16 protein-coding genes are annotated in these 18,134 nt (G+C 73.7%); 7 read left to right on the forward strand and 9 right to left on the reverse strand.

The window, feature by feature from the left end; translation table 11 throughout:
* The first annotated feature begins 17 nt into the window (after positions 1-17).
* Together FJQ56_RS11315 and FJQ56_RS11320 are read left to right on the forward strand one after the other, a co-directional pair.
* Positions 18-587, forward strand: coding sequence for an anthranilate synthase component II (locus FJQ56_RS11315; protein ID WP_140009495.1), 570 nt, complete (start codon positions 18-20; stop codon positions 585-587).
* On the forward strand, positions 584-1,885 hold the full coding sequence (locus FJQ56_RS11320) for an anthranilate synthase component I family protein (RefSeq protein WP_140009496.1): 1,302 nt from the start codon (positions 584-586) through the stop codon (positions 1,883-1,885). Before FJQ56_RS11315 ends, FJQ56_RS11320 begins: the two co-directional genes overlap by 4 nt.
* Before the next feature lie 38 nt (positions 1,886-1,923).
* On the opposite strand, the gene FJQ56_RS11325 is transcribed toward FJQ56_RS11320, so the two are convergent.
* The 3 genes from FJQ56_RS11325 to FJQ56_RS11335 are packed head-to-tail and all read right to left on the reverse strand — an operon-like array spanning position 1,924 to position 4,632.
* Positions 1,924-2,475 (reverse strand): hypothetical protein, encoded by a 552-nt coding sequence (locus FJQ56_RS11325; RefSeq protein ID WP_140009497.1) that lies wholly within the window; start codon positions 2,473-2,475, stop codon positions 1,924-1,926.
* The gene (locus FJQ56_RS11330; RefSeq protein WP_140009498.1) at positions 2,468-3,937 is read right to left on the reverse strand and encodes a sensor histidine kinase; all 1,470 of its coding nucleotides are present in this window, start codon (positions 3,935-3,937) and stop codon (positions 2,468-2,470) included. The genes FJQ56_RS11325 and FJQ56_RS11330 overlap by 8 nt, the downstream gene beginning before the upstream one ends.
* Positions 3,934-4,632, reverse strand: coding sequence for a response regulator transcription factor (locus FJQ56_RS11335; protein WP_170215347.1), 699 nt, complete (start codon positions 4,630-4,632; stop codon positions 3,934-3,936). The genes FJQ56_RS11330 and FJQ56_RS11335 overlap by 4 nt, the downstream gene beginning before the upstream one ends.
* A 96-nt stretch (positions 4,633-4,728) precedes the next feature.
* Here FJQ56_RS11335 and FJQ56_RS11340 point away from each other — a divergent pair, with 96 nt between their 5' ends.
* Positions 4,729-7,248 (forward strand): PQQ-dependent sugar dehydrogenase, encoded by a 2,520-nt coding sequence (locus FJQ56_RS11340; RefSeq protein ID WP_140009499.1) that lies wholly within the window; start codon positions 4,729-4,731, stop codon positions 7,246-7,248.
* A 31-nt stretch (positions 7,249-7,279) separates the two neighbouring features.
* Here the strand turns inward: FJQ56_RS11340 and FJQ56_RS11345 are convergent, their stop codons facing one another.
* The 4 genes from FJQ56_RS11345 to FJQ56_RS11360 all read right to left on the reverse strand — a co-directional run bounded on the left by FJQ56_RS11345 (position 7,280) and on the right by FJQ56_RS11360 (position 9,972).
* Complete coding sequence (locus tag FJQ56_RS11345; protein ID WP_140009500.1) at positions 7,280-8,146, reverse strand: fructosamine kinase family protein; 867 nt, start codon at positions 8,144-8,146, stop codon at positions 7,280-7,282.
* 29 nt (positions 8,147-8,175) lie between these two features.
* The gene (locus FJQ56_RS11350; RefSeq protein WP_246084084.1) at positions 8,176-8,661 is read right to left on the reverse strand and encodes a low molecular weight protein-tyrosine-phosphatase; all 486 of its coding nucleotides are present in this window, start codon (positions 8,659-8,661) and stop codon (positions 8,176-8,178) included.
* Positions 8,662-8,663: 2 nt separating this feature from the next.
* Positions 8,664-9,062, reverse strand: a complete 399-nt coding sequence (locus FJQ56_RS11355; RefSeq protein WP_140009501.1) for a phage holin family protein — start codon at positions 9,060-9,062, stop codon at positions 8,664-8,666.
* A gap of 211 nt (positions 9,063-9,273) precedes the next feature.
* A complete protein-coding gene (locus tag FJQ56_RS11360; protein ID WP_170215348.1) occupies positions 9,274-9,972 on the reverse strand; it encodes a GntR family transcriptional regulator in 699 nt (232 codons plus the stop codon).
* Positions 9,973-10,127: 155 nt separating this feature from the next.
* On the opposite strand from FJQ56_RS11360, the gene FJQ56_RS11365 reads away from it, so the two are divergent.
* From FJQ56_RS11365 to hisC, 3 genes are all read left to right on the forward strand, one after another.
* A complete protein-coding gene (locus FJQ56_RS11365) occupies positions 10,128-10,982 on the forward strand; it encodes a dimethylarginine dimethylaminohydrolase family protein (RefSeq protein ID WP_246084085.1) in 855 nt (284 codons plus the stop codon).
* 73 nt (positions 10,983-11,055) lie between these two features.
* A complete protein-coding gene (locus tag FJQ56_RS11370) occupies positions 11,056-11,625 on the forward strand; it encodes a VanZ family protein (RefSeq protein WP_140009504.1) in 570 nt (189 codons plus the stop codon).
* Between the two features lie 10 nt (positions 11,626-11,635).
* Entirely contained in the window at positions 11,636-12,709 is a 1,074-nt protein-coding gene (gene hisC / locus FJQ56_RS11375) for a histidinol-phosphate transaminase (RefSeq protein ID WP_140009505.1), read from the forward strand.
* Here the strand turns inward: hisC and FJQ56_RS11380 are convergent.
* Together FJQ56_RS11380 and FJQ56_RS11385 are read right to left on the reverse strand one after the other, a co-directional pair.
* The gene (locus FJQ56_RS11380) at positions 12,702-13,952 is read right to left on the reverse strand and encodes an MFS transporter (protein ID WP_211350844.1); all 1,251 of its coding nucleotides are present in this window, start codon (positions 13,950-13,952) and stop codon (positions 12,702-12,704) included. The genes hisC and FJQ56_RS11380 overlap by 8 nt on opposite strands.
* The gene (locus tag FJQ56_RS11385; RefSeq protein WP_140009506.1) at positions 13,949-14,527 is read right to left on the reverse strand and encodes an ArsR/SmtB family transcription factor; all 579 of its coding nucleotides are present in this window, start codon (positions 14,525-14,527) and stop codon (positions 13,949-13,951) included. Before FJQ56_RS11385 ends, FJQ56_RS11380 begins: the two co-directional genes overlap by 4 nt.
* A gap of 192 nt (positions 14,528-14,719) precedes the next feature.
* On the opposite strand from FJQ56_RS11385, the gene FJQ56_RS11390 reads away from it, so the two are divergent.
* Positions 14,720-18,019, forward strand: coding sequence for a transglutaminase family protein (locus FJQ56_RS11390; protein WP_140009507.1), 3,300 nt, complete (start codon positions 14,720-14,722; stop codon positions 18,017-18,019).
* Positions 18,020-18,134 lie beyond the last annotated feature (115 nt).

Below are 18,134 nucleotides of genomic sequence, written 5' to 3' on the forward strand. Positions count from 1 at the left end.
CCTATGACGACCAGCCGATGACGGTCGACGTGGTGGTGGTCGACCACCACGACTCCTACACGTGGAACCTCGTGCACCTGGTCGCCTCGGTGACCGGCGTGCTGCCGGCCGTCGTGCAGCACGACGAGGTGTCGGCGGCCGACGTGCTCGCCCACACCCACGTCGTCCTCTCCCCGGGGCCCGGCTCGCCCGACGTCCTGGCGGACTTCGCGGTCGGGCGGGCCGTGCTGCGCGACGGTGGCCGGCCCGTGCTGGGGGTCTGCCTCGGCATGCAGGGCCTGGTCACGGCGTACGGCGGGGAGGTGGGTCGCGTGCTGCCGGCGCACGGCACCGTGGCGCGGGTGACCCACGACGGCCGGGGCGTCTTCGCGGGGGTGGTCGACGGGTTCGAGGCGGTGCGCTACCACTCGCTCGCGGCGCTCACGGTGCCTGACGAGCTCGAGGTGTCGGCCCGCTCCGAGGACGGCGTCGTGATGGGCGTGCGGCACCGGACCCTCCCGCTCGAGGGCGTGCAGTTCCACCCCGAGTCGATCCTGTCCGAGCACGGTGCGGCGCTGGTCGCCAACTTCCTCGGTGGCGCGCGATGACGGACGCGACCGGCGTCGAGGACCTCTTCGCCTCGGTCGCTTCCCGCCACCCCCGCTGCTTCTGGCTCGACGGCGGCGGCGCGCGGGCGTGGTCGGGGCGCCGGTCGATCCTCGGCTGGCTCGACCCCTCCGACGTGTCGCTGACCTACTCCGCCGCGTCGCGCGAGGTGACCCGATGGACCGACGGGCGCGGCGAGGCCGTCGGTGACGACGTGTTCGCGGTGCTCGAGGCCGAGCTGGCCCGCGACACCGGGGGCGGTCGCGGCCAGTGGTTCGGCTACCTCGGGTACGCCGCCCGCCCCGACCTGCCCGCCGCCTCCGACGGCTGGCTGCCCGACGCGGTGTGGATGCGGCCGTCGCACGTGCGGCGGGTCGACCACGGGCCGGGGGAGGTCGGGACGTCGGTGGGCGGGCCGTCGGCGGGCGGGCCGGTCGACGGTCGTGTGCCCGAGGCCGGTGCCTGGACCGGCGCGGGTCACACGACCCCCGCACCCGACTACGCGGCGGCGTACGACCGTGTGCAGGATCGCCTCCACGCCGGCGACAGCTACGAGGTCAACCTGACCTACCGCGTCGCGCGCGACTCCACGGCCGACCCCGCGGCGACGTACCTGCGGTTGCGCGACCTCAACCCCGCGCCGTACGCCGGGTTCCTGCAGCACGACGTCGCGGGCGCGCGGGCGTGGCTGCTCAGCTCGAGCCCCGAGCGCTACGCGCTGGTCGGCGCCGACCGCACCATCGAGACCAAGCCGATCAAGGGCACCACGCCGCGGGGCGCCACCCCGGCCGACGACGAGGCGCAACGCCGGCGGCTGGCGCAGGACCCGAAGTTCCGCGCCGAGAACCTGATGATCGTCGACCTGCTGCGCAACGACCTGGCGCAGGTCTGCGAGGTCGGCAGCGTCGAGGTGCCCGAGCTGATGGCGGTGGAGTCCTACGCGACCGTGCACCAGCTCGTCTCCACCGTGCGCGGGCGGCTGCGCGACGACGTGACCACGGTGGGGGCGCTGCGCGCGCTCTTCCCGGCCGGGTCGATGACCGGGGCGCCCAAGCTGCGCACGATGCAGGTCGTCGAGGAGGTCGAGTCGACCCCCCGCGGCCCGTACGCCGGCGCCTTCGGCTGGGTGTCGGCCGACGGCCGGGCCGACCTCGGCGTGGTGATCCGCAGCCTGATGACCGCCGGCGACGGCGCCTGGCGCCTCGGCACCGGCGGCGGCATCACCGTGCTCTCCGACCTCGCCGAGGAGTGGGCCGAGTCGCAGGTCAAGGCCGAGCGGGTCCTCCGGGCGCTGCGATAGTCACCCACCCACGGGTATCCCGTCCGTGGGGGGCCGTCTCAGCGAGTGAGGCCGGAGTCGGCGGCTCCGGCGGCGAGGTCGGCCATCAACGACGTCACGTCCTTCGTCAGGGCCGTGCGGTCGAAGGGCGCCGGGTCGATCGCGTCGACGGTCTGGACCAGCAGGCCGTTGCGGACGAAGCCGGTGATCGCGAGGGTGTCGTTGCTGACGTCGACGATGAGGCGGGCGTCGCTGGCCCCCGGCACCCGGGGCGTCGTGACCGACGTACGGCCGGGCTGCTCGGTCTGGCCGAACGTCTTCAGCAGCTCGGTCAGCGAGCTCGCGATGGTCTGGTAGTTGACGGTGACCGCCGGGTCGCCGTCAGCCTGCGGGACGAAGATGCACGTCGGCTCGTCCGGCGTGCCCCGCCGCACCGAGTACGCCGCCCCGAGGCGCTTGATGACGGCGTCGGCGTCGAGGCTGCTGCACGGGTTCCAGGCGGGCTCGACGGGCGCGGCCGAGGTCGGGTCGGGGCTCGGCGGCTCGGGGTCGCCCGAGCAGCCGGTGAGCACCAGCCCCAGGACGGCCAGACCGACGAACGCGCTACGCATCGTGCCTCCCGGGCAGCTCGAGGACCAGGCGTGCCCCGCCGCCGGGAGCGGTGAAGGCGCCGACCCGGCCCGAGTGTCGCTCGACGACCTGACGCACGATCGACAGCCCGAGGCCGGAGCCCGGCATCGCACGGGACTCCTCGGCGCGCCAGAAGCGGTCGAACACGTTCTCGCGGTCGGCCTCGGCGATGCCCGGACCCTGGTCGTCGACGGTGAGCCGGCCGATCCCGCCGAGCGCCTCGAGGCGGACCGTGACCTGGCTGCCGGGCGGGCCCCACTTGGCCGCGTTGTCGAGCAGGTTGGTGACCGCGCGCTCCAGGGAGGGTGCCTCGCCGTAGACCACCCACGACTCGGTCACGACGTCGAAGGTCTTGTCGGGGGCGCGGCGGCGCACGCGGGCCACCGACACGTCGACGATCTCGCTCAGGTCGACCACCCCGAGGACGGGAGCCAACGGCTCGTCGCGGGCCAGCTCGGTGAGGTCGCCGATGAGGGTGGTGAGCTCGTCGGTCTGCGCGCGGATGTCCTCGAGCAGCTCGGCGCGGGCGGTCGGGTCGATCGCGATCTGGTCCTGGTCGGACTGCACCAGCAGGTCGACGTTGGTGCGCAGCGACGTCAGCGGCGTGCGCAGCTCGTGCCCGGCGTCGGTGACCAGCTGACGCTGCCGGTCGCGCGAGGCGGACAGCGCGGTGAGCATCTCGTTGAACGCCGCGGCGAGTCGCGCCACCTCGTCGTCGCCCTCCACGGGCAGCGCGTCGAGCTGCTCGGTGCGGGCGATGGTCTCGACCGAGGTGGTCAGGCGGCGCACGGGACGCAGGCCGTTGCGGGCGACGCCCCAACCGGCGGCCCCGGCACCGAGCACCCCGAGGAGCCCGAAGACCAGGCTGACCACGCCGAGCCGGGACAGCACGGCGTCCTGGTTCTCCAGGGAGCGGGCCAGCACGACCGCCTGGCCACGGGAGACCGACGGCACGGCGATCACGCGGTAGCGGTCACCGTCGGAGAGCCGCACCGTGCGCATCGACTCCGACCTCTTGCCCTGGGCGACCGCAGCCTCGGGCCTCCCGACGATCTCGGTGTTGGTCGTGCCGTCCTTGGCCACGCCGTAGGCCTGGCCGTCCCTGATGACGGCCAGGGCGATGCGGACGTCGGAGGCACCGACGGTGTAGAGCGTCGGGGCCACGATGGCGTCGAAGATGTTGGTGGTCTCGGCGATCTTGGTGGCCCGCGAGCGCAGGTCGTCGTCGAGCTGGGCCTGCAGCTGCGCGCGCGCCGTGACGTAGACGCCGACGGACAAGAACGCGACCGACAACCCCACCGCGAACGTCGTGAGCAGGGTGACCCGGCTGGCGAGCGAGCGCCGGTAGTGCCAGCGCCGCTCGACCTGACCCGCCGAGCCGTCGCCCGCCGAGCCCTGGCCCGCCGAGCCCCGGGTCTGCTCCGGCCAGGGGGAGCCGCTCATGACTCCTTGAGCACGTAGCCCACGCCCCGCACCGTGTGCAGCAACCGCGCCTCGGCCTCGGCCTCGGTCTTGCGACGCAGGTAGCCGACGTAGACCTCGAGGGAGTTGGCGGTCGTGGGGAAGTCGTAGCCCCAGACCTCCTCGAGGATGAACGAGCGGTCCAGCACCCGCCGCGGGCGACGCAGGAACAGCTCGAGCAGGTTGAACTCGGTGCGGGTCAGCTCGATCGGCCGGCTGCCGCGCCGGACCTCGCGGGTCGTGACGTTCATCGTGAGGTCGGAGAACGACAGCGTCTCCTCGGTGTCGTCCTCGGTGGGTACGGCGCGCCTCAGCAGCGCTCGGAGCCGGGCGAGCAGCTCGGGCAGCGCGAACGGCTTGGTGAGGTAGTCGTCGGCCCCGGCGTCGAGCCCGTCGACCCGGTCGCCGACCGCGTCGCGCGCGGTCAGCACGATGATCGGTACGTCGTTGCCGGCGGTGCGCAGGGCGCGCGTCGTCTCGAGACCGTCGAGGCGCGGCATCATCACGTCCATCACGACGACGTCGGGCGCGACCGCGGCGATGCCGGCGAGCGCCTCGGCGCCGTCACCGGCGAGGTGGACGTCGTACCCGTTGAACTCCAGGGACCGGCGCAGGGACTCGCGGACCGCCTTGTCGTCGTCGACGACGAGCACGCGGGGCTTGAGTGGTGCGGACACGCGCTCACTCTGCCATCTCGCCCTGAGTCCCGTCTGAGAACGTACGCTGCGCTCGACGGGCGCACGGGCGTCCGGTCGTTCTCTGGGGGGAGACGCATGACCCACCTCGCCGCGCGCGTCGGCGCGCTGCTGCTGTCGGTCGCGCTGCTCGCGCCGACCGGGGCCAGTGCCCACGACGACGGCCACGACCACGACCCCCCGTCCGGCCCGTCCGGCCCGACCGCCGAGGCCTTCCCGGGGGCCGTGCTGCCCGAGGGCTTCCGCGACGACGTCGTCCTGGGCGGCCTCGACCAGCCCACGGCCGCCGAGCAGGCCGACGACGGCCGGGTCTTCGTGCTCGAGAAGACCGGACGCCTGCTCGTGCTCGACGACCTCGACGACCCCACCCCGCAGGTCGCCCTCGAGATCCGGACCGAGGTGCACAACTACTACGACCGCGGCGCTCTCGGCTTCACCCTCGACCCCGACTTCGCGACCAACGGCTACGTCTACCTGCTCTACGCCTACGACCACCGCCTCGGCGACCCCGCGCCCGCGCCGTTGTGGGGCAACCCCGCCGACCCCTACTACGACGAGTGCCCGCAGCCCAACGAGGGATGCGTGATGAGCACCCGGCTGGTCCGCTACACGATGTCGGGCGACACCGCCGGCGACCCGTGGGTCATGGTCGAGGACTGGTGCCAGCAGTTCGGCAGCCACTCCGCGGGGGCGCTCGAGTTCGACGCCGCGGGCTACCTCTACGCCAGTGGCGGCGACGGCGCCAACTACGACCGGCCCGACTGGGGCCAGCTCGGGGGCAACCCCTGCGGTGACCCGACCGACGAGGGCGGTCGGCTCCGCGCCCAGGACGTGCGCACGACCGACGACCCGACCGGGTTGTCGGGGTCGGTGATCCGGATCAACCCCACGACCGGCGCGGGCTCGTCGACCAACCCGCTCGGCGGCTCGTCCGACGCCAACGCCCGGCGGCTGGTGGCCCACGGCTTCCGCAACCCGTTCCGCTTCGCCCTGCGGCCGGGCACCAGCGACCTCTACGTCGGTGACGTGGGCGAGGGGGCGGCCGAGGAGATCGACCACGTCGGCGCCGACCGGTCGGTGCTCCCCAACTTCGGCTGGCCCTGCTTCGAGGGCCGCGCCCGCTACCCGTTCGACAAGCCGCTGTGCACCGGCCTGTCCGCCGAGCAGACGCGGATGCCCTACTTCCAGTACAGCCGCGACGTCGACGTCGTCGAGGGCGAGCGCTGCAAGAAGGGCACGGCGTCGGTCTCGGCGCTCGCCTTCGTCGAGTCGACGTCCTACCCGGCCGACTACCGCGGGGCGCTCGCGTTCGGCGACTACGCCCGCGACTGCATCTGGTTCCTGCCGGCGCGGCCCGACGGCACCCCGGACCCCGCCGACCCGGGCCTGCTGGTCTCGGGCGCCGGCAACCCCGTCGACCTGTTCACCGGCAAGGACGGCGACCTGTTCTACGTCGACATCGGCCTCGACGAGCAGGGCAACCGCACCGAGGGCGGCGGCAAGCTGCACCACATCGTCTACGAGCCGGGGCTCCCGGTCGCCCGGATCACCTCGTCGGCGCCGTACGGCGTGCTGCCGCTCGTCGTCGACCTGGACGCCACGTCCTCGTCCGACCCCGACGGCGACGAGCTCGCCTACGCCTGGGACCTCGACGGCGACGGCGAGGTCGACTCCACCTCGCCGACCGCGTCGTTCACCTACACCGAGGCGCGCGACTACGACGTCCGCCTCACGGTCACCGACCCGACGGGTCACAGCGACGCCGCGACCGTGCGGATCTCGGCCGGCAACCGGCCGCCCTCGGTGCGGATCGCCGCGCCCGCCGGCTCGCTGACGTGGTCGGTCGACCAGGAGGTCCCGTTCTCCGGCTCGGCCACCGACCCCGACGAGGGCGACCTGCCCGGCACCGCCCTCGACTGGTCACTGACGATGCAGCACTGCCCGGGCGACTGCCACGCGCACCCCATCGCGAGCTGGGAGGACCGCGACTCCGACACCTTCCGGACCATCGACCACGAGCTGCCGTCCCACCTCGTGCTGACCGCCACCGCGACCGACGCCCGCGGGCTCTCCACCTCGGTCAGCCGCACGATCTACCCGCGCGAGGTCGTGGAGACGTTCAGCACCCGGCCGGCGGGCCTCCGCTTCCGCGTCGACGGAGCCGAGCGGCGGGCCGGGCTGACCCGGCGGGGGATCGCGGGGGAGCAGGTGAGCCTCTCGGCGCGTGGTCCGCAGAGGCTCGACGGGCGCCTCTGGGCGTTCCGCTCGTGGTCGACCGGGTGGGGCACCTCGCCGACGGTGACGGTGCCGCGGGCCGGGCGGGCGGCGTACGTCGCGACGTTCGTGCCGGTGCTGCGGTCGGTGCGGGTGCGGACCTCGGTGCCGGGCCTGCGGGTCCGGGTCGGCGGTGTGCTGCACCGCTCCTTCACCAAGGGCTACCAGGTCGGTGCCCGGCTCTCGCTGTCGGCGCCGACGCGCCAGCGGTACGACGGACGCGACTACGCGTTCGTGCGCTGGTCCGACGGTGGTCGCAGCGCCCACCGCTTCGTCGTGCCCGACCGGACGGCCACGGTGACCGCGGTCTACCGCCGGCTGTGAGCCGCCCCGACTCGCTGAGTCGGGTCGGGACTCAGCGGTAGCGGCGGGCGATCGCGGTCGCCCGGGCGCCGTAGCCGCCGCCGAACAGGCACGCGTGCACCAGCAGCGGGAAGAGCTGGAACAGCCCGATCCGGTCCTGCCAGCCGTCGGCGAGCGGCGCGACCTCGGCGTAGGCGTCGAGGGTGCGCGGCAGGTGCGGCAGTCCGAACAGCGTGAGCATGGCCAGGTCGGTCTCGCGGTGGCCGCCGTGGGCCGCGGGGTCGACGAGTGCGGCGCGGCCGTCGGTGTCCCAGAGCACGTTGCCGTTCCAGAGGTCGCCGTGCAGCCGGGACGGCGGCTCCTCGGGGACCAGCTCGCCGATGCGGGCGGCGAGCCCGTCGAGCACCGCGGCGTCGGCGGGCTCGAGGGCCCCCCGGTCGACGGCCAGCCGCACGAACGGCAGCAGCCGCCGGCGGGCGTGGAACTCGGCCCAGGTGTCGGTGGGGCCCTGCGGGAGCGGGAGCCGGCCGATGAAGCCGTCGCGCCCGGCGCCGTACGACGGGGCGCCGGCGGCGTGGGTGGCCGCGAGGCTGCGCCCCAGCGCGGCCGCGTCGTCGCCCGAGGGGCGCCCCGGCTCGACCCAGGCGAGGACCAGGCAGTCGGCCTCGACCGCGAGCACCTCGGGCACCCGGACGCCGCCCTCGGCGGTGGCCTCGGCGAGCCAGCGCAGACCCCACGCCTCGCACTCGAAGAAGCCGGGCGGCGCCTGGGTCATGGTCTTCATCAAGGCGGTGGTGCCGTTGCCGAGACGCAGCTTGGTCGCGATCGAGACGTCGCCGCCCGCCACGGGGGCGGTCGCGACGACCGCCGAGCCGAGCAGCTGCTCGGCCCGTCGCGCGAGCCCCGGTTGGCGGGTCATCGCTGGCTCATCGCTGGCTCATCGCTGGCTCATCGGACGGGCAGCGCGGTGAGCTCGTCGACCAGCACGTCGCAGGATCGTTCGACCATGGCCAGCACCTCCAGGAATCCTTGCGTGCCACCGTAGTACGGGTCGGGCACGTCGCCGCTGCCCTCGGGGTCGAGGTCGCGGAGCAGGCGCACCCGGTCGGAGGGTCCGCCGACGTCGTCGAGGTTGCTGCGGTCCATCGCCAGCAGCAGGTCGTGGTCGTCGAGCCAGGTGTGCGCGAACTGCTGGGCGCGGTGGGCGCTGCCGTCGTAGCCGGCCTCGCGCAGGGTGTCGGCCGCGCGGTCGTCCATCGGGTGGCCGACGTGCCACCCGCCGGTGCCGCAGCTGTCGACCGTGACGACGTCGTCGAGCCCGGCGGCCGCGACCTTGGCCCGCAGGACGACGTCGGCCATCGGCGAGCGGCAGATGTTGCCGAGGCACACCATGCCGACGCGGTAGTGGCCTGGCTCGCGCGGGGTCGGGAGCACGCCTAGTCCCGCTCGGGCTCGCCGACGAGCCCGTCGACGACCCAGGTGACGACGGTGATGACGATCGAGCCGCCGACGGCCGTCCAGAACCCGTCGACGCGGAACCGGATGTCGAGCGCGTCGGCCAGGGCGCCGGTCAGCATCAGCATCGCGGCGTTGATCACCAGCAGGAACAGCCCGAGCGTCAGGATGATCAGCGGGATCGACAGGAACGTCAGCACCGGCTTCACGAGCGAGGTGACCAGGCCGAGGATGGCCGCGACCAGGATCAGGGGGACCAGGTCGTACCGGATGCCCTCCCATCCCGAGCTCGGCCCGCCGGGGAAGGCGATGCCGTCGAGCAGCCAGGCGGCCACGCCCAGGCCGAGGGCGGTCGTGAGGAGCCGGAGGATGATCCGCATGCCGTCAGTCTGGCAGGCAGTCACGTCGGTCGAGGTGCGAAGGCCGCTGGCACGTCGGTCGAGGTGCGAAGGCCGCCAGGCCTGAGCCTCGAGACCTGGTGAGGGTCGCCGCCCAGGCCGCGTGGTGCCGTCGGCGCGTCGGCGCGTCGGCTCGATGGTCTCGAGGCTCGGCCGCGGGCGGCCTCGCACCTCGACCGGCGAGTGGACCGACCTACAACCCCAGCGCCCCGATGATCTCGGTCTCGGCGTCGGCGAGGTGGGCCTGCAGGAAGGTCATGGCCGCGTCGACGTCGTCGGCCTCGAGCAGGTCGACGAGGGCGACGTGGGTGTCGGCCTCGTCGTGGGCGTTGCGGGCGATCCGCTCGACCTGGGCCAGCGCGAGCTTGAGCTCGAGGACGAGGTTGTCGGCCATCGAGACCAGGCGCGGGCTGCCGGTGAGGCCGACGAGCGAGACGTGGAAGGCGAGGTGGAGGGTGTTGAGGTCCTGGTAGCTGCCCTCGGCGCGGACGGCGTCGGTGTAGTCGCGCAGCGCGGTGCGGACGTGGTCGCGCTGGGTCTCGTCGGCCTCGCGCCAGCGGCTGACCCCGGCGCCCTCGAGGACCCAGCGGGCGGCGCAGACGTCGCGGACCGACTCGGCCTCGGGGATCGCCACGTGCACCCCGCGGTGCGGCTCGCGGGTCGCCAGGCCCTCGGCGACGATCACCGCGAGGGCCTCGCGGATGGTCGGTCGGGACACGCCGAGCGAGTCGGCCAGGGCGACCTCGCGCAGCGCCGTACCGCTCTCGATCTCGCCCTCGAAGATCGCCCGGCGGAGCTCCTCGGCGGCGCGCTCGACGGTGGAGGTGTGCTCGACGCGGAGGGTCGCGAACGGCCCCGCGGCCTCGGTGAGGGGGGTCCCGGGAGCCGTCATGGGGCCCATCATGCCGACACTTCGGCCGTCGTACGTCGCTCGGCTTGATCTGGGGGCCCGGGTAGGTCACCATGGGTGTGTCAGATTGTCTGACAATAAAGCATCTGGAGGTCGCGTTGTCCGAGCTGGGTTGGGGTCACCACTACATCGCCGTCGTGCCGACACACTTCCGCATCGACTACGTCATCAACCCGTTCATGGACACCGCCGTCCAGCCCGACGGCCCGACCGCGTGGCGCCAGTGGCACGACATGGTCGAGACCCTGCGCGGCCTGGGCGCCCGGGTCGACGTGATCCCGCAGCGCTCCGACGCCCCCGACATGGTCTACGCGATGAACCTCGGCCTCGGGGTCGTGCGCGCCGACGGCACGCCCTCGGTCGTGATGTCCCACATGCGCTACCCGCAGCGCCGGATGGAGACCCGGTCCGCGCAGCCCTGGTTCGCCGAGCACGGCTACGCGACGTCGTACGTCGGCCGCGACGGCGTGGGAGCCCACCTCGAGGCCGGCGACGCGTTCGCGTGGCGCGACCACCTCGTCGTGGGCTACGGACCCCGCACCGAGGAGCTCGGGCTCAAGCACCTCGCCAGCGATCTCGGCGTCCGCGTGCACGGCGTCCGGATCACCCACCCCGGCATGTACCACCTCGACCTGGCCTTCTGCCCCCTCGACGACCGCCGCGCGATGGTCTGCCCCACCGCGCTCGACGCCGAGTCCGCCGAGGCGCTGCTCGCGCTCGTGCCCGAGCCGCTCGTGCTCACCGAGGAGGAGGCGCTGACCACCTTCTGCGCCAACTCGGTCGTCGTCGGCCGCACCGTCGTGATGCCCGCCTGCCCCGACCGCGTGCGCGCCCAGCTCGAGGACTGGGGCTTCGAGGTCGTCGTCGTCGACGTGTCCGAGTTCCACAAGGGCGGCGGCTCGATCCGCTGCCTGACCAACCCGGTCGACCTCACCATCGGCCGCGACCTGCTCGCCGTGCCCGGCGGCGAGGTGCTGCTGCCGCGGGTGTGATCCGCGGGGGCCGCGCACAGGCCCCCACGGCCTCCCCCACGCCCGGCCACACCGGCTCGCTAGCCTCGGGACGGTGTTCCCGGTCGGTGGCGTGGGCGTCATGCTCGTGTGCGTCGCGCTGTCGGGGGTCCTCTGCGCGTTCCTCGCGATGCTGCTGCGACCGCGCACCGGGACGGTGAGCGCGCTGGCGATCGCCGCGCTGCTCTGGTCGGTGGTGGTGATCGGCGTCGTCACCCTCCTCCCCGCCAACGGCGCGCCCGGGGTCGTCTACGCCGAGGGTCGGCTGGCGACCTGCTCGTGGGACATCGGGGGGCCCGCGCCCGACGGGTTCTGGATCTTCTCCGGCGGCCAGCGGCTGCTCAACGTCGTCGTGTTCGTGCCGTCGGGGGCGCTGCTCGTGGTCGCGGCCGCCCGGTGGGGGAGGTGGGCCGTGGCGACCGTCCCGATCGGGATCGCCCTGCTGGCGGCGTACTCGGTCGGCATCGAGTGGACCCAGCTCGAGCTGGCCCGCATCGACCGGGCCTGCGACGTCACCGACGTCATCGACAACGTCACCGGGGCCCTGATCGGGGTGCCGGTCGGACTGGCCCTGGCGATGATCGTGCGACCCTGGCGTGGCCGGTCGTCCCGTAGCCACTACTAGCCTGAGCCGCATGGCCCACCCTCAGCCGCGTCCCAACGTCCTGCAGATCCCGACCTACGTGCCCGGCAAGCCGCCGACGGTGCGGCCGGGCATGACGGCCTACAAGCTCTCGAGCAACGAGAACCCCTACCCGCCGCTGCCGGGTGTGGTCGAGGCGGCGACCCGGGCGGTCGCGGTGATGAACCGCTACCCCGACATGGGCTCCACCGCCCTGTACGACGCCCTGGCGGCCCGGCTCGGCGTGCCGGCCACCGACCTGACCGTGGCGACCGGCAGCGTCGCGCTGATCTACCAGCTCGTCGGCGCGTTCTGCGACCCCGGCGACGAGGTCGTCTACGCCTGGCGCTCGTTCGAGGCCTACCCGATCGCCGTCACGACGGCGGGCGCGACGTCGGTGCAGGTGCCGGTGACGGCCGAGGGTCGCCACGACCTGGCGGCCATGCTGGCCGCGATCACCGAGCGCACCAAGATCGTGATGGTCTGCACGCCCAACAACCCCACCGGGCCCGCGGTCACCCAGTCCGAGCTCGACGGCTTCATCGCCGCCGTACCCGACCACGTGGTGGTCGTCGTCGACGAGGCCTACCTCGAGTTCGTCCGCATGGACGACGCGGTCGACGGGCTCGCGACCTACCGCGCCCACCCCAACGTGGTGCTGTTCCGCACCTTCTCCAAGGCCTACGGGCTGGCCGGCTTCCGGGTCGGGTACGCCGTCGCGCAGGGTCCCGTCGCGGCTGCGCTCCGCGCGGTGTCGCTGCCGTTCGGCGTCTCGGCCGTGGCCCAGGCCGCGGCCATCGCCTCGCTGGAGGCCGAGGACGAGCTGCTCGAGCGGGTCGAGGCCCTGGCGGTCGAGCGCGCCCGCGTCCACGCCGCGCTCCTCGAGATGGGCTGGGTGATCCCCGAGCCCCAGGGCAACTTCGTCTGGTTCGCGCTGGGCGAGCGCACCGCCGACTTCGCCGCCGCCGCCGACGAGGCGGGCATCGTCGTACGCCCGTTCGCCGGCGAGGGCGCCCGGGTGTCCATCGGCGAGACCGAGGGCAACGACCGGCTGCTCACGGTGGCCAAGGCCTTCCTCGCTAGCTGACCCCTGCGGCGGCCGGGTCCGACGACTTCCCCGGTCGGTCGTCCATCGCCCGCCAGCGCGGGTCGACCGCCGGCAGCATGGTGGCGACGAAGTAGGCCACGCCGGTGACCGCCATCGCGATCGCCAGGCTGCCGCCGTCGACGAGCAGGCCGCCGAGCAGGCCGCCGAGCGGCATCAGTGCGAAGCACATGGCCGTCGTGAGCGACGACACCCGTCCCACGAGAGGTGCGGGGATGCGCTCGAAGATCACCGCACCGAGCACCGGGTTGAGGAACCCCGACGCGAAGCCGCCGGCGACGAACACCGCGACGATGCCGGCCAGGGGCGTGTCGACCACGAAGACCGCGAACCGCGGCACCCCGGCCACCAGGAACGCGACCAGGTAGACCTTGAAGCGCGGCAGCCGCACCGCCCACACCGCGGCGCACACCGCGCCCAGCGCCGAGGCGCCCGAGAAGACCGCGAACAGCAGGCCCAGCGCCGCAGCCCCGCGGCCCGACTCCACCGACCACACCGGCATCAGCACCGACGACCACGCGGCGTCGAACAGGTTGGTCACGGCGACCATCACCGAGATGCCCAGGAGCAGCGGGTCGCGGCGCAGGAAGTCCCAGCCCTCCCGCAGCTGCTCGACGTACGGCGCCCCGTCGGCCCCGTCGTCGACAGCAGCCGCCGAGCCGATGCCGACGGTCGCCCAGGCGAGCACCAGCGCCGACAGCCCGAAGCTGGCCGCGTCGACGAGCAGCGCGTTCTGGGCGCCGAGCGTGGCGACGAGCACGCCGGCCACGCCCGCGCCGAGCATCGAGGCGGTCCGCTCGACGGTGGAGCCCAGGCCGGTGGCGCGCTCCATCGGGACCCCGGCCGCCTCGACCAGGGCCGGGACCATCGCGTGCTTGGCGCCGTCGCCGGGTCCGCGCAGGGCGCCGGCGACGGCCACGAGCGCGAGGAAGGCGGGGAACGACAGCAGGCCGGCGTCGTAGAGCAGGGGGATCGACGCCACCACGAACAACGACGCCACGTCGCAGGTGATCGCGACCCGACGGGCGCCGAGCCGGTCGATGACCGGGCCGCCGAGCACCTTGAAGACGACCAGGGGCAGCATCTCGGCCAGCGCGACCAGACCGGTCTGCGTGGCGCTGCCGGTCTGCTCGAGGACGAACAGCGGGATCGCCAGCATCGAGACCCGGGTGCCGGTCACGGACAGGCCGTCGGCGGCGAGCCAGCCGTAGAGCGGGCGCCTCACGGCTGCTCGCCCCCCACCCGGCCCGGCTGCACGAAGGCGTTGAGGTTGACCATGAACGTCTCGGCCGCGGGATCGTCCTCGTCGACGACCCCGTCGACGAGGGAGTCGAGCCGGTCGACGAGCCGCCGGGCCGAGGTCGGCGTGAGCCGCTTGTGCCAGTCGCTGAACGTCCCCGCGTCGCGCCACGCGTCGGGCAGCAGCGGTCGCTCCTCGACGGCCCGCTGCAGCCACTCGGCGTAGATCGTCACGACCGCCTGCAGGTAGGCGTCCATCGTCTCCCCGGCGGCCGGCTCGTCCGGCGTGCGCAGCTCGCTCTCGTCGGTGCGCGTCGACGCGTGCGCCGCCTGCCACCACCGCTCGCGACCGTTGCCGCGCTCGGTGTCGTCGACCACGAAGCCGTGCTGGGCCAGCTGGCGCAGGTGGTAGGACGTCGCGCCGCTGTTGAGGCCCAGCCGCGTCGCCAGGGAGGTGGCGGTGGCCGGCCCGTCGATCCGCAGCATCCCGAGCATCCGCAGCCGCACCGGGTGGGCGAGCGCGCGCAGCTGCTGGGTGGTGGGGGTGACCTCGGACGCCATGACCGCAGCCTAGACCGCAAAGACTTGTTTGCAAATGGTTCTTTGCGGTGCGGGCCGTGCGCTTGTTACTGACCGTTCGGACTTCTGGGCAGCGCTTTGAAGCGCAGGTCAGCAGTCCGAACGGTCAGTAACATCCCCGCCCACCGGACCCGCGTTACCGCCCCGACATCGAGGACCGGCAGGGTGGGGGACATGTCCATCAAGGTCGCGCTGGAGCACCGCACCACCTACGACTTCGCGCACCCGGTCAACGTCGCGCCCCACGTCGTCCGGCTGCGGCCCGCGCCGCACACGCGCACGCCCATCGAGGCCTACTCGCTGACGGTCGAGCCGGCCGACCACTTCGTCAACTGGCAGCAGGACCCCTTCGGCAACTGGATGGCCCGGCTGGTCTTCCCCGAGAAGGTGAAGACCCTCGACATCACGGTCGGCCTGGTCGCCGACCTGATGGTGATCAACCCCTTCGACTTCTTCGTCGAGGAGTACGCCGAGAGCTACCCGTTCGTCTACGAGAACAGCCTCCACGCCGACCTGTTCCCCTACCTGCGGTCGGTCGACGACGCCGAGGCCGCCGACACGTTCCGGCGCGACCTGCCCCAGCCGGCTCCCGGCGAGAAGACGCCGATCATCACGTTCCTCGCGGGCCTCAACGCCGCGGTCAACCGCCAGGTCGCCTACTCCGTGCGGATGGAGGCCGGCGTCCAGACGCCCGACGAGACCCTCGCCCGCGGCATCGGCTCCTGCCGCGACAGCGCCTGGCTGCTGGTCGCGCTGCTGCGCCAGCACGGCCTGGCCGCGCGCTTCGTCTCCGGCTACCTCGTCCAGCTCGCCACCGACCCCGATGCGATGGTCGGGCTCGACGGCCCGAGCGGGCCCGAGCAGGACTTCACCGACCTGCACGCCTGGGCCGAGGTCTACCTCCCCGGCGCCGGCTGGGTCGGGATGGACCCGACCTCGAGCCTGTTCGCCGGTGAGGGCCACATCCCGCTCAGCGCGACCCCGCACCCCAGCTCAGCCGCCCCGATCGAGGGAGCGACCGACCCGGTCGAGGTGACGTTCTCCTTCCACAACGAGGTACGCCGGGTGCACGAGGACCCGCGCGTCACCCGGCCCTACACCGACGAGCAGTGGGCCCGGATCGACGCCGTCGGCGAGGCGGTCGACCTGCGCCTGCGCGAGGGCGACGTCCGGCTGACCATGGGTGGGGAGCCGACGTTCGTCTCCCGTGCCGACGCGACGAGCCCGCAGTGGAGCACCGACGCCGACGGCCCCGAGAAGCGCGCGCTCGCCACCACGGTCGCCGAGCGGCTCCGCGAGACCTACGCCCAGGGCGGCGTCGTCCACCGCGGCCAGGGCAAGTGGTACCCCGGCGAGCCCCTCCCGCGCTGGAACATCGCCCTGCAGTGGCGCACCGACGGCGAGCCGCTGTGGCGCGACCCGGCTCTGCTCGCCGACCCCTGGGCCGAGGCCGACGGCACCCGCGACGCGACCGCCGACGCCGAGGCGCTGGCCCGTCGGGTCACCAAGGTGCTCGCCCTCCCCGACGACCAGCTGCAGCCCGCGTTCGAGGATCCCCTTGCTGCGCTGGCCTCCGAGGTCCGCCAGCCGGCCGGCGACAAGCCCGACGGGGCCGCCGACAAGCTCGACGCCCACGGCCTCGGCGTCCTCGACGCAGAGGTCGACGTGCCCACCGGCTGGGTGCTCCCCATCGTCGCCGGCGACGAGTGGGTCAGCCCCGCCTGGACCTTCCGGCGCGGCCGGCTCGTGCTGCTCCCCGGCACCTCCGCGGTCGGCCTGCGGCTCCCGCTCGACTCCGTGGCGTGGCGCGACCCCGCGTTCGCCGGCGAGGCGTCGTACGTCGAGGCCGGCGCGCCGCTCGAGCCGCAGGTCCCGGTCGTCACCGTCGTCGACCCCGAGGGGGCGGGCACCACGGCCCTGGCCTTCGAGGCGCGCGACGGCCACGTCCACGTGTTCCTGCCGCCGACCGACCGGCTCGACGACTACGCCGACCTGCTGCGCCTGGTCGAGGTCGCCGCGCGCAAGGTCGGCTGCCCGGTCGTGCTCGAGGGCTACGGGCCGCCGCCGGACTCCCGGCTGACCCAGCTCGTGGTCACGCCCGACCCCGGCGTCATCGAGATCAACGTGCAGCCCACCTCGAGCTGGGCCGAGCAGCGCGAGCTCACCACCACGCTCTACGACGAGGCCCGCAAGGCCGGCCTCACCACCGAGAAGTTCGACCACGACGGGCTCCACACCGGCACCGGCGGCGGCAACCACATCACCCTCGGCGGCCAGGTGCCGGCCGAGAGCCCGCTGCTGCGGCGACCCGACCTGCTGGTCAGCCTGATCACCTACTGGCAGCGGCACCCCTCGCTGTCCTACCTCTTCAGCGGTCGCTTCATCGGCCCGACCAGCCAGGCGCCGCGCTTCGACGAGGGCCGGCCCGAGGCGACGTACGAGATGGAGATCGCGTTCGCCGAGATCGACCGCCTCGTCGCCGAGCAGGAGGCGCACGACCTCGAGCCCCGACCGTGGCTGATCGACCGCGCCGTGCGGCACCTGCTGACCGACCTCACCGGCAACACCCACCGCTCCGAGTTCTGCATCGACAAGCTCTACAGCCCCGACTCCTCGCGCGGTCGGCTCGGGCTGCTCGAGCTGCGCGGCTTCGAGATGCCGCCGCACGCCCAGATGGGCCTGGTGCAGGCGCTGCTCGTGCGCAGCCTCGTCGCGATGTTCTGGGAGCAGCCGTTGCGCGCACCGCTCAAGCGCTGGGGGACCCGCCTCCACGAGGACGCCCTGCTCCCGCAGGGTGCCGCCGCCGACATCGCCGAGGTCGTCGCCGACCTCCGCGCCGCCGGCATCGGGTTCGAGGAGGCCTGGCTCGCGCCCTTCGTCGAGTTCCGCTTCCCCCGCATCGGCTTCGCCTCCGCCGGGCCCGTCGAGCTCGAGCTGCGCCAGGCGATCGAGCCGTGGCACGTCCTCGGCGAGGAGGCCACCGGCACCGGCACGGCGAGGTACGTCGACAGCTCGGTCGAGCGCGTCCAGGTCGCCGTGCGCGGCCTCGACCCGGCGCGTCACCTGGTGACCTGCCAGGGCGTCCCGGTGCCGCTCACGCCGACGGCCGACGGCGCGGGCCACTACGCCGGCGTCCGCTACCAGGCGTGGCAGCCGTGGTCGGCGCTGCACCCGAGCATCGAGGTGCAGGCGCCGTTGCGCTTCGACGTCGTCGACGTCGGGTCGGCCGTGAGCCTGGGCGGGGCGACGTACCACGTCGTCCACCCGGGCGGCCGCTCGTACGACGCCCCGCCGGTCAACGCCCACGAGGCCGAGGCCCGCCGTGCCGCGCGCTTCGAGCAGCACGGGCACACCCCCGGCGCCCTCGACGTCGAGGCGCTGCGCGAGGCCGGTCGACGGGCCGCGACCGACGAGTACCCCCACACCCTCGACCTGCGTCGGGTGCCGCCCGCCGCCTCGGACAGCCGGGGCTGAGCCCACCCTCACGACGCCGAGTCGGCGTCTCTGTGCGCCGCCTCGGCGTGGGGGCGCGTCTCACCCGACGGACGTCGGTGGAGGTCCGCCGACCCGCGAGTCGGAGCACGTGTCA

This window comes from Nocardioides plantarum, from assembly GCF_006346395.1.
In the GTDB taxonomy this organism is placed as follows: Bacteria; Actinomycetota; Actinomycetes; order Propionibacteriales; family Nocardioidaceae; genus Nocardioides; species Nocardioides plantarum.

Excerpts from the sequence above, each read along its gene's own strand:
- FJQ56_RS11390 (WP_140009507.1), top strand. The coding sequence starts at position 14,720 with ATGTCCATCAAGGTCGCGCTGGAGCACCGCACCACCTACGACTTCGCG.
- FJQ56_RS11355 (WP_140009501.1), bottom strand. The coding sequence starts at position 9,062 with ATGCGGATCATCCTCCGGCTCCTCACGACCGCCCTCGGCCTGGGCGTG.
- FJQ56_RS11345 (WP_140009500.1), bottom strand. The coding sequence starts at position 8,146 with ATGACCCGCCAACCGGGGCTCGCGCGACGGGCCGAGCAGCTGCTCGGC.
- FJQ56_RS11340 (WP_140009499.1), top strand. The coding sequence starts at position 4,729 with ATGACCCACCTCGCCGCGCGCGTCGGCGCGCTGCTGCTGTCGGTCGCG.
- FJQ56_RS11320 (WP_140009496.1), top strand. The coding sequence starts at position 584 with ATGACGGACGCGACCGGCGTCGAGGACCTCTTCGCCTCGGTCGCTTCC.
- FJQ56_RS11360 (WP_170215348.1), bottom strand. The coding sequence starts at position 9,972 with ATGACGGCTCCCGGGACCCCCCTCACCGAGGCCGCGGGGCCGTTCGCG.
- FJQ56_RS11325 (WP_140009497.1), bottom strand. The coding sequence starts at position 2,475 with ATGCGTAGCGCGTTCGTCGGTCTGGCCGTCCTGGGGCTGGTGCTCACC.
- hisC (WP_140009505.1), top strand. The coding sequence starts at position 11,636 with ATGGCCCACCCTCAGCCGCGTCCCAACGTCCTGCAGATCCCGACCTAC.
- FJQ56_RS11385 (WP_140009506.1), bottom strand. The coding sequence starts at position 14,527 with ATGGCGTCCGAGGTCACCCCCACCACCCAGCAGCTGCGCGCGCTCGCC.
- FJQ56_RS11330 (WP_140009498.1), bottom strand. The coding sequence starts at position 3,937 with ATGAGCGGCTCCCCCTGGCCGGAGCAGACCCGGGGCTCGGCGGGCCAG.
- FJQ56_RS11315 (WP_140009495.1), top strand. The coding sequence starts at position 18 with ATGACGGTCGACGTGGTGGTGGTCGACCACCACGACTCCTACACGTGG.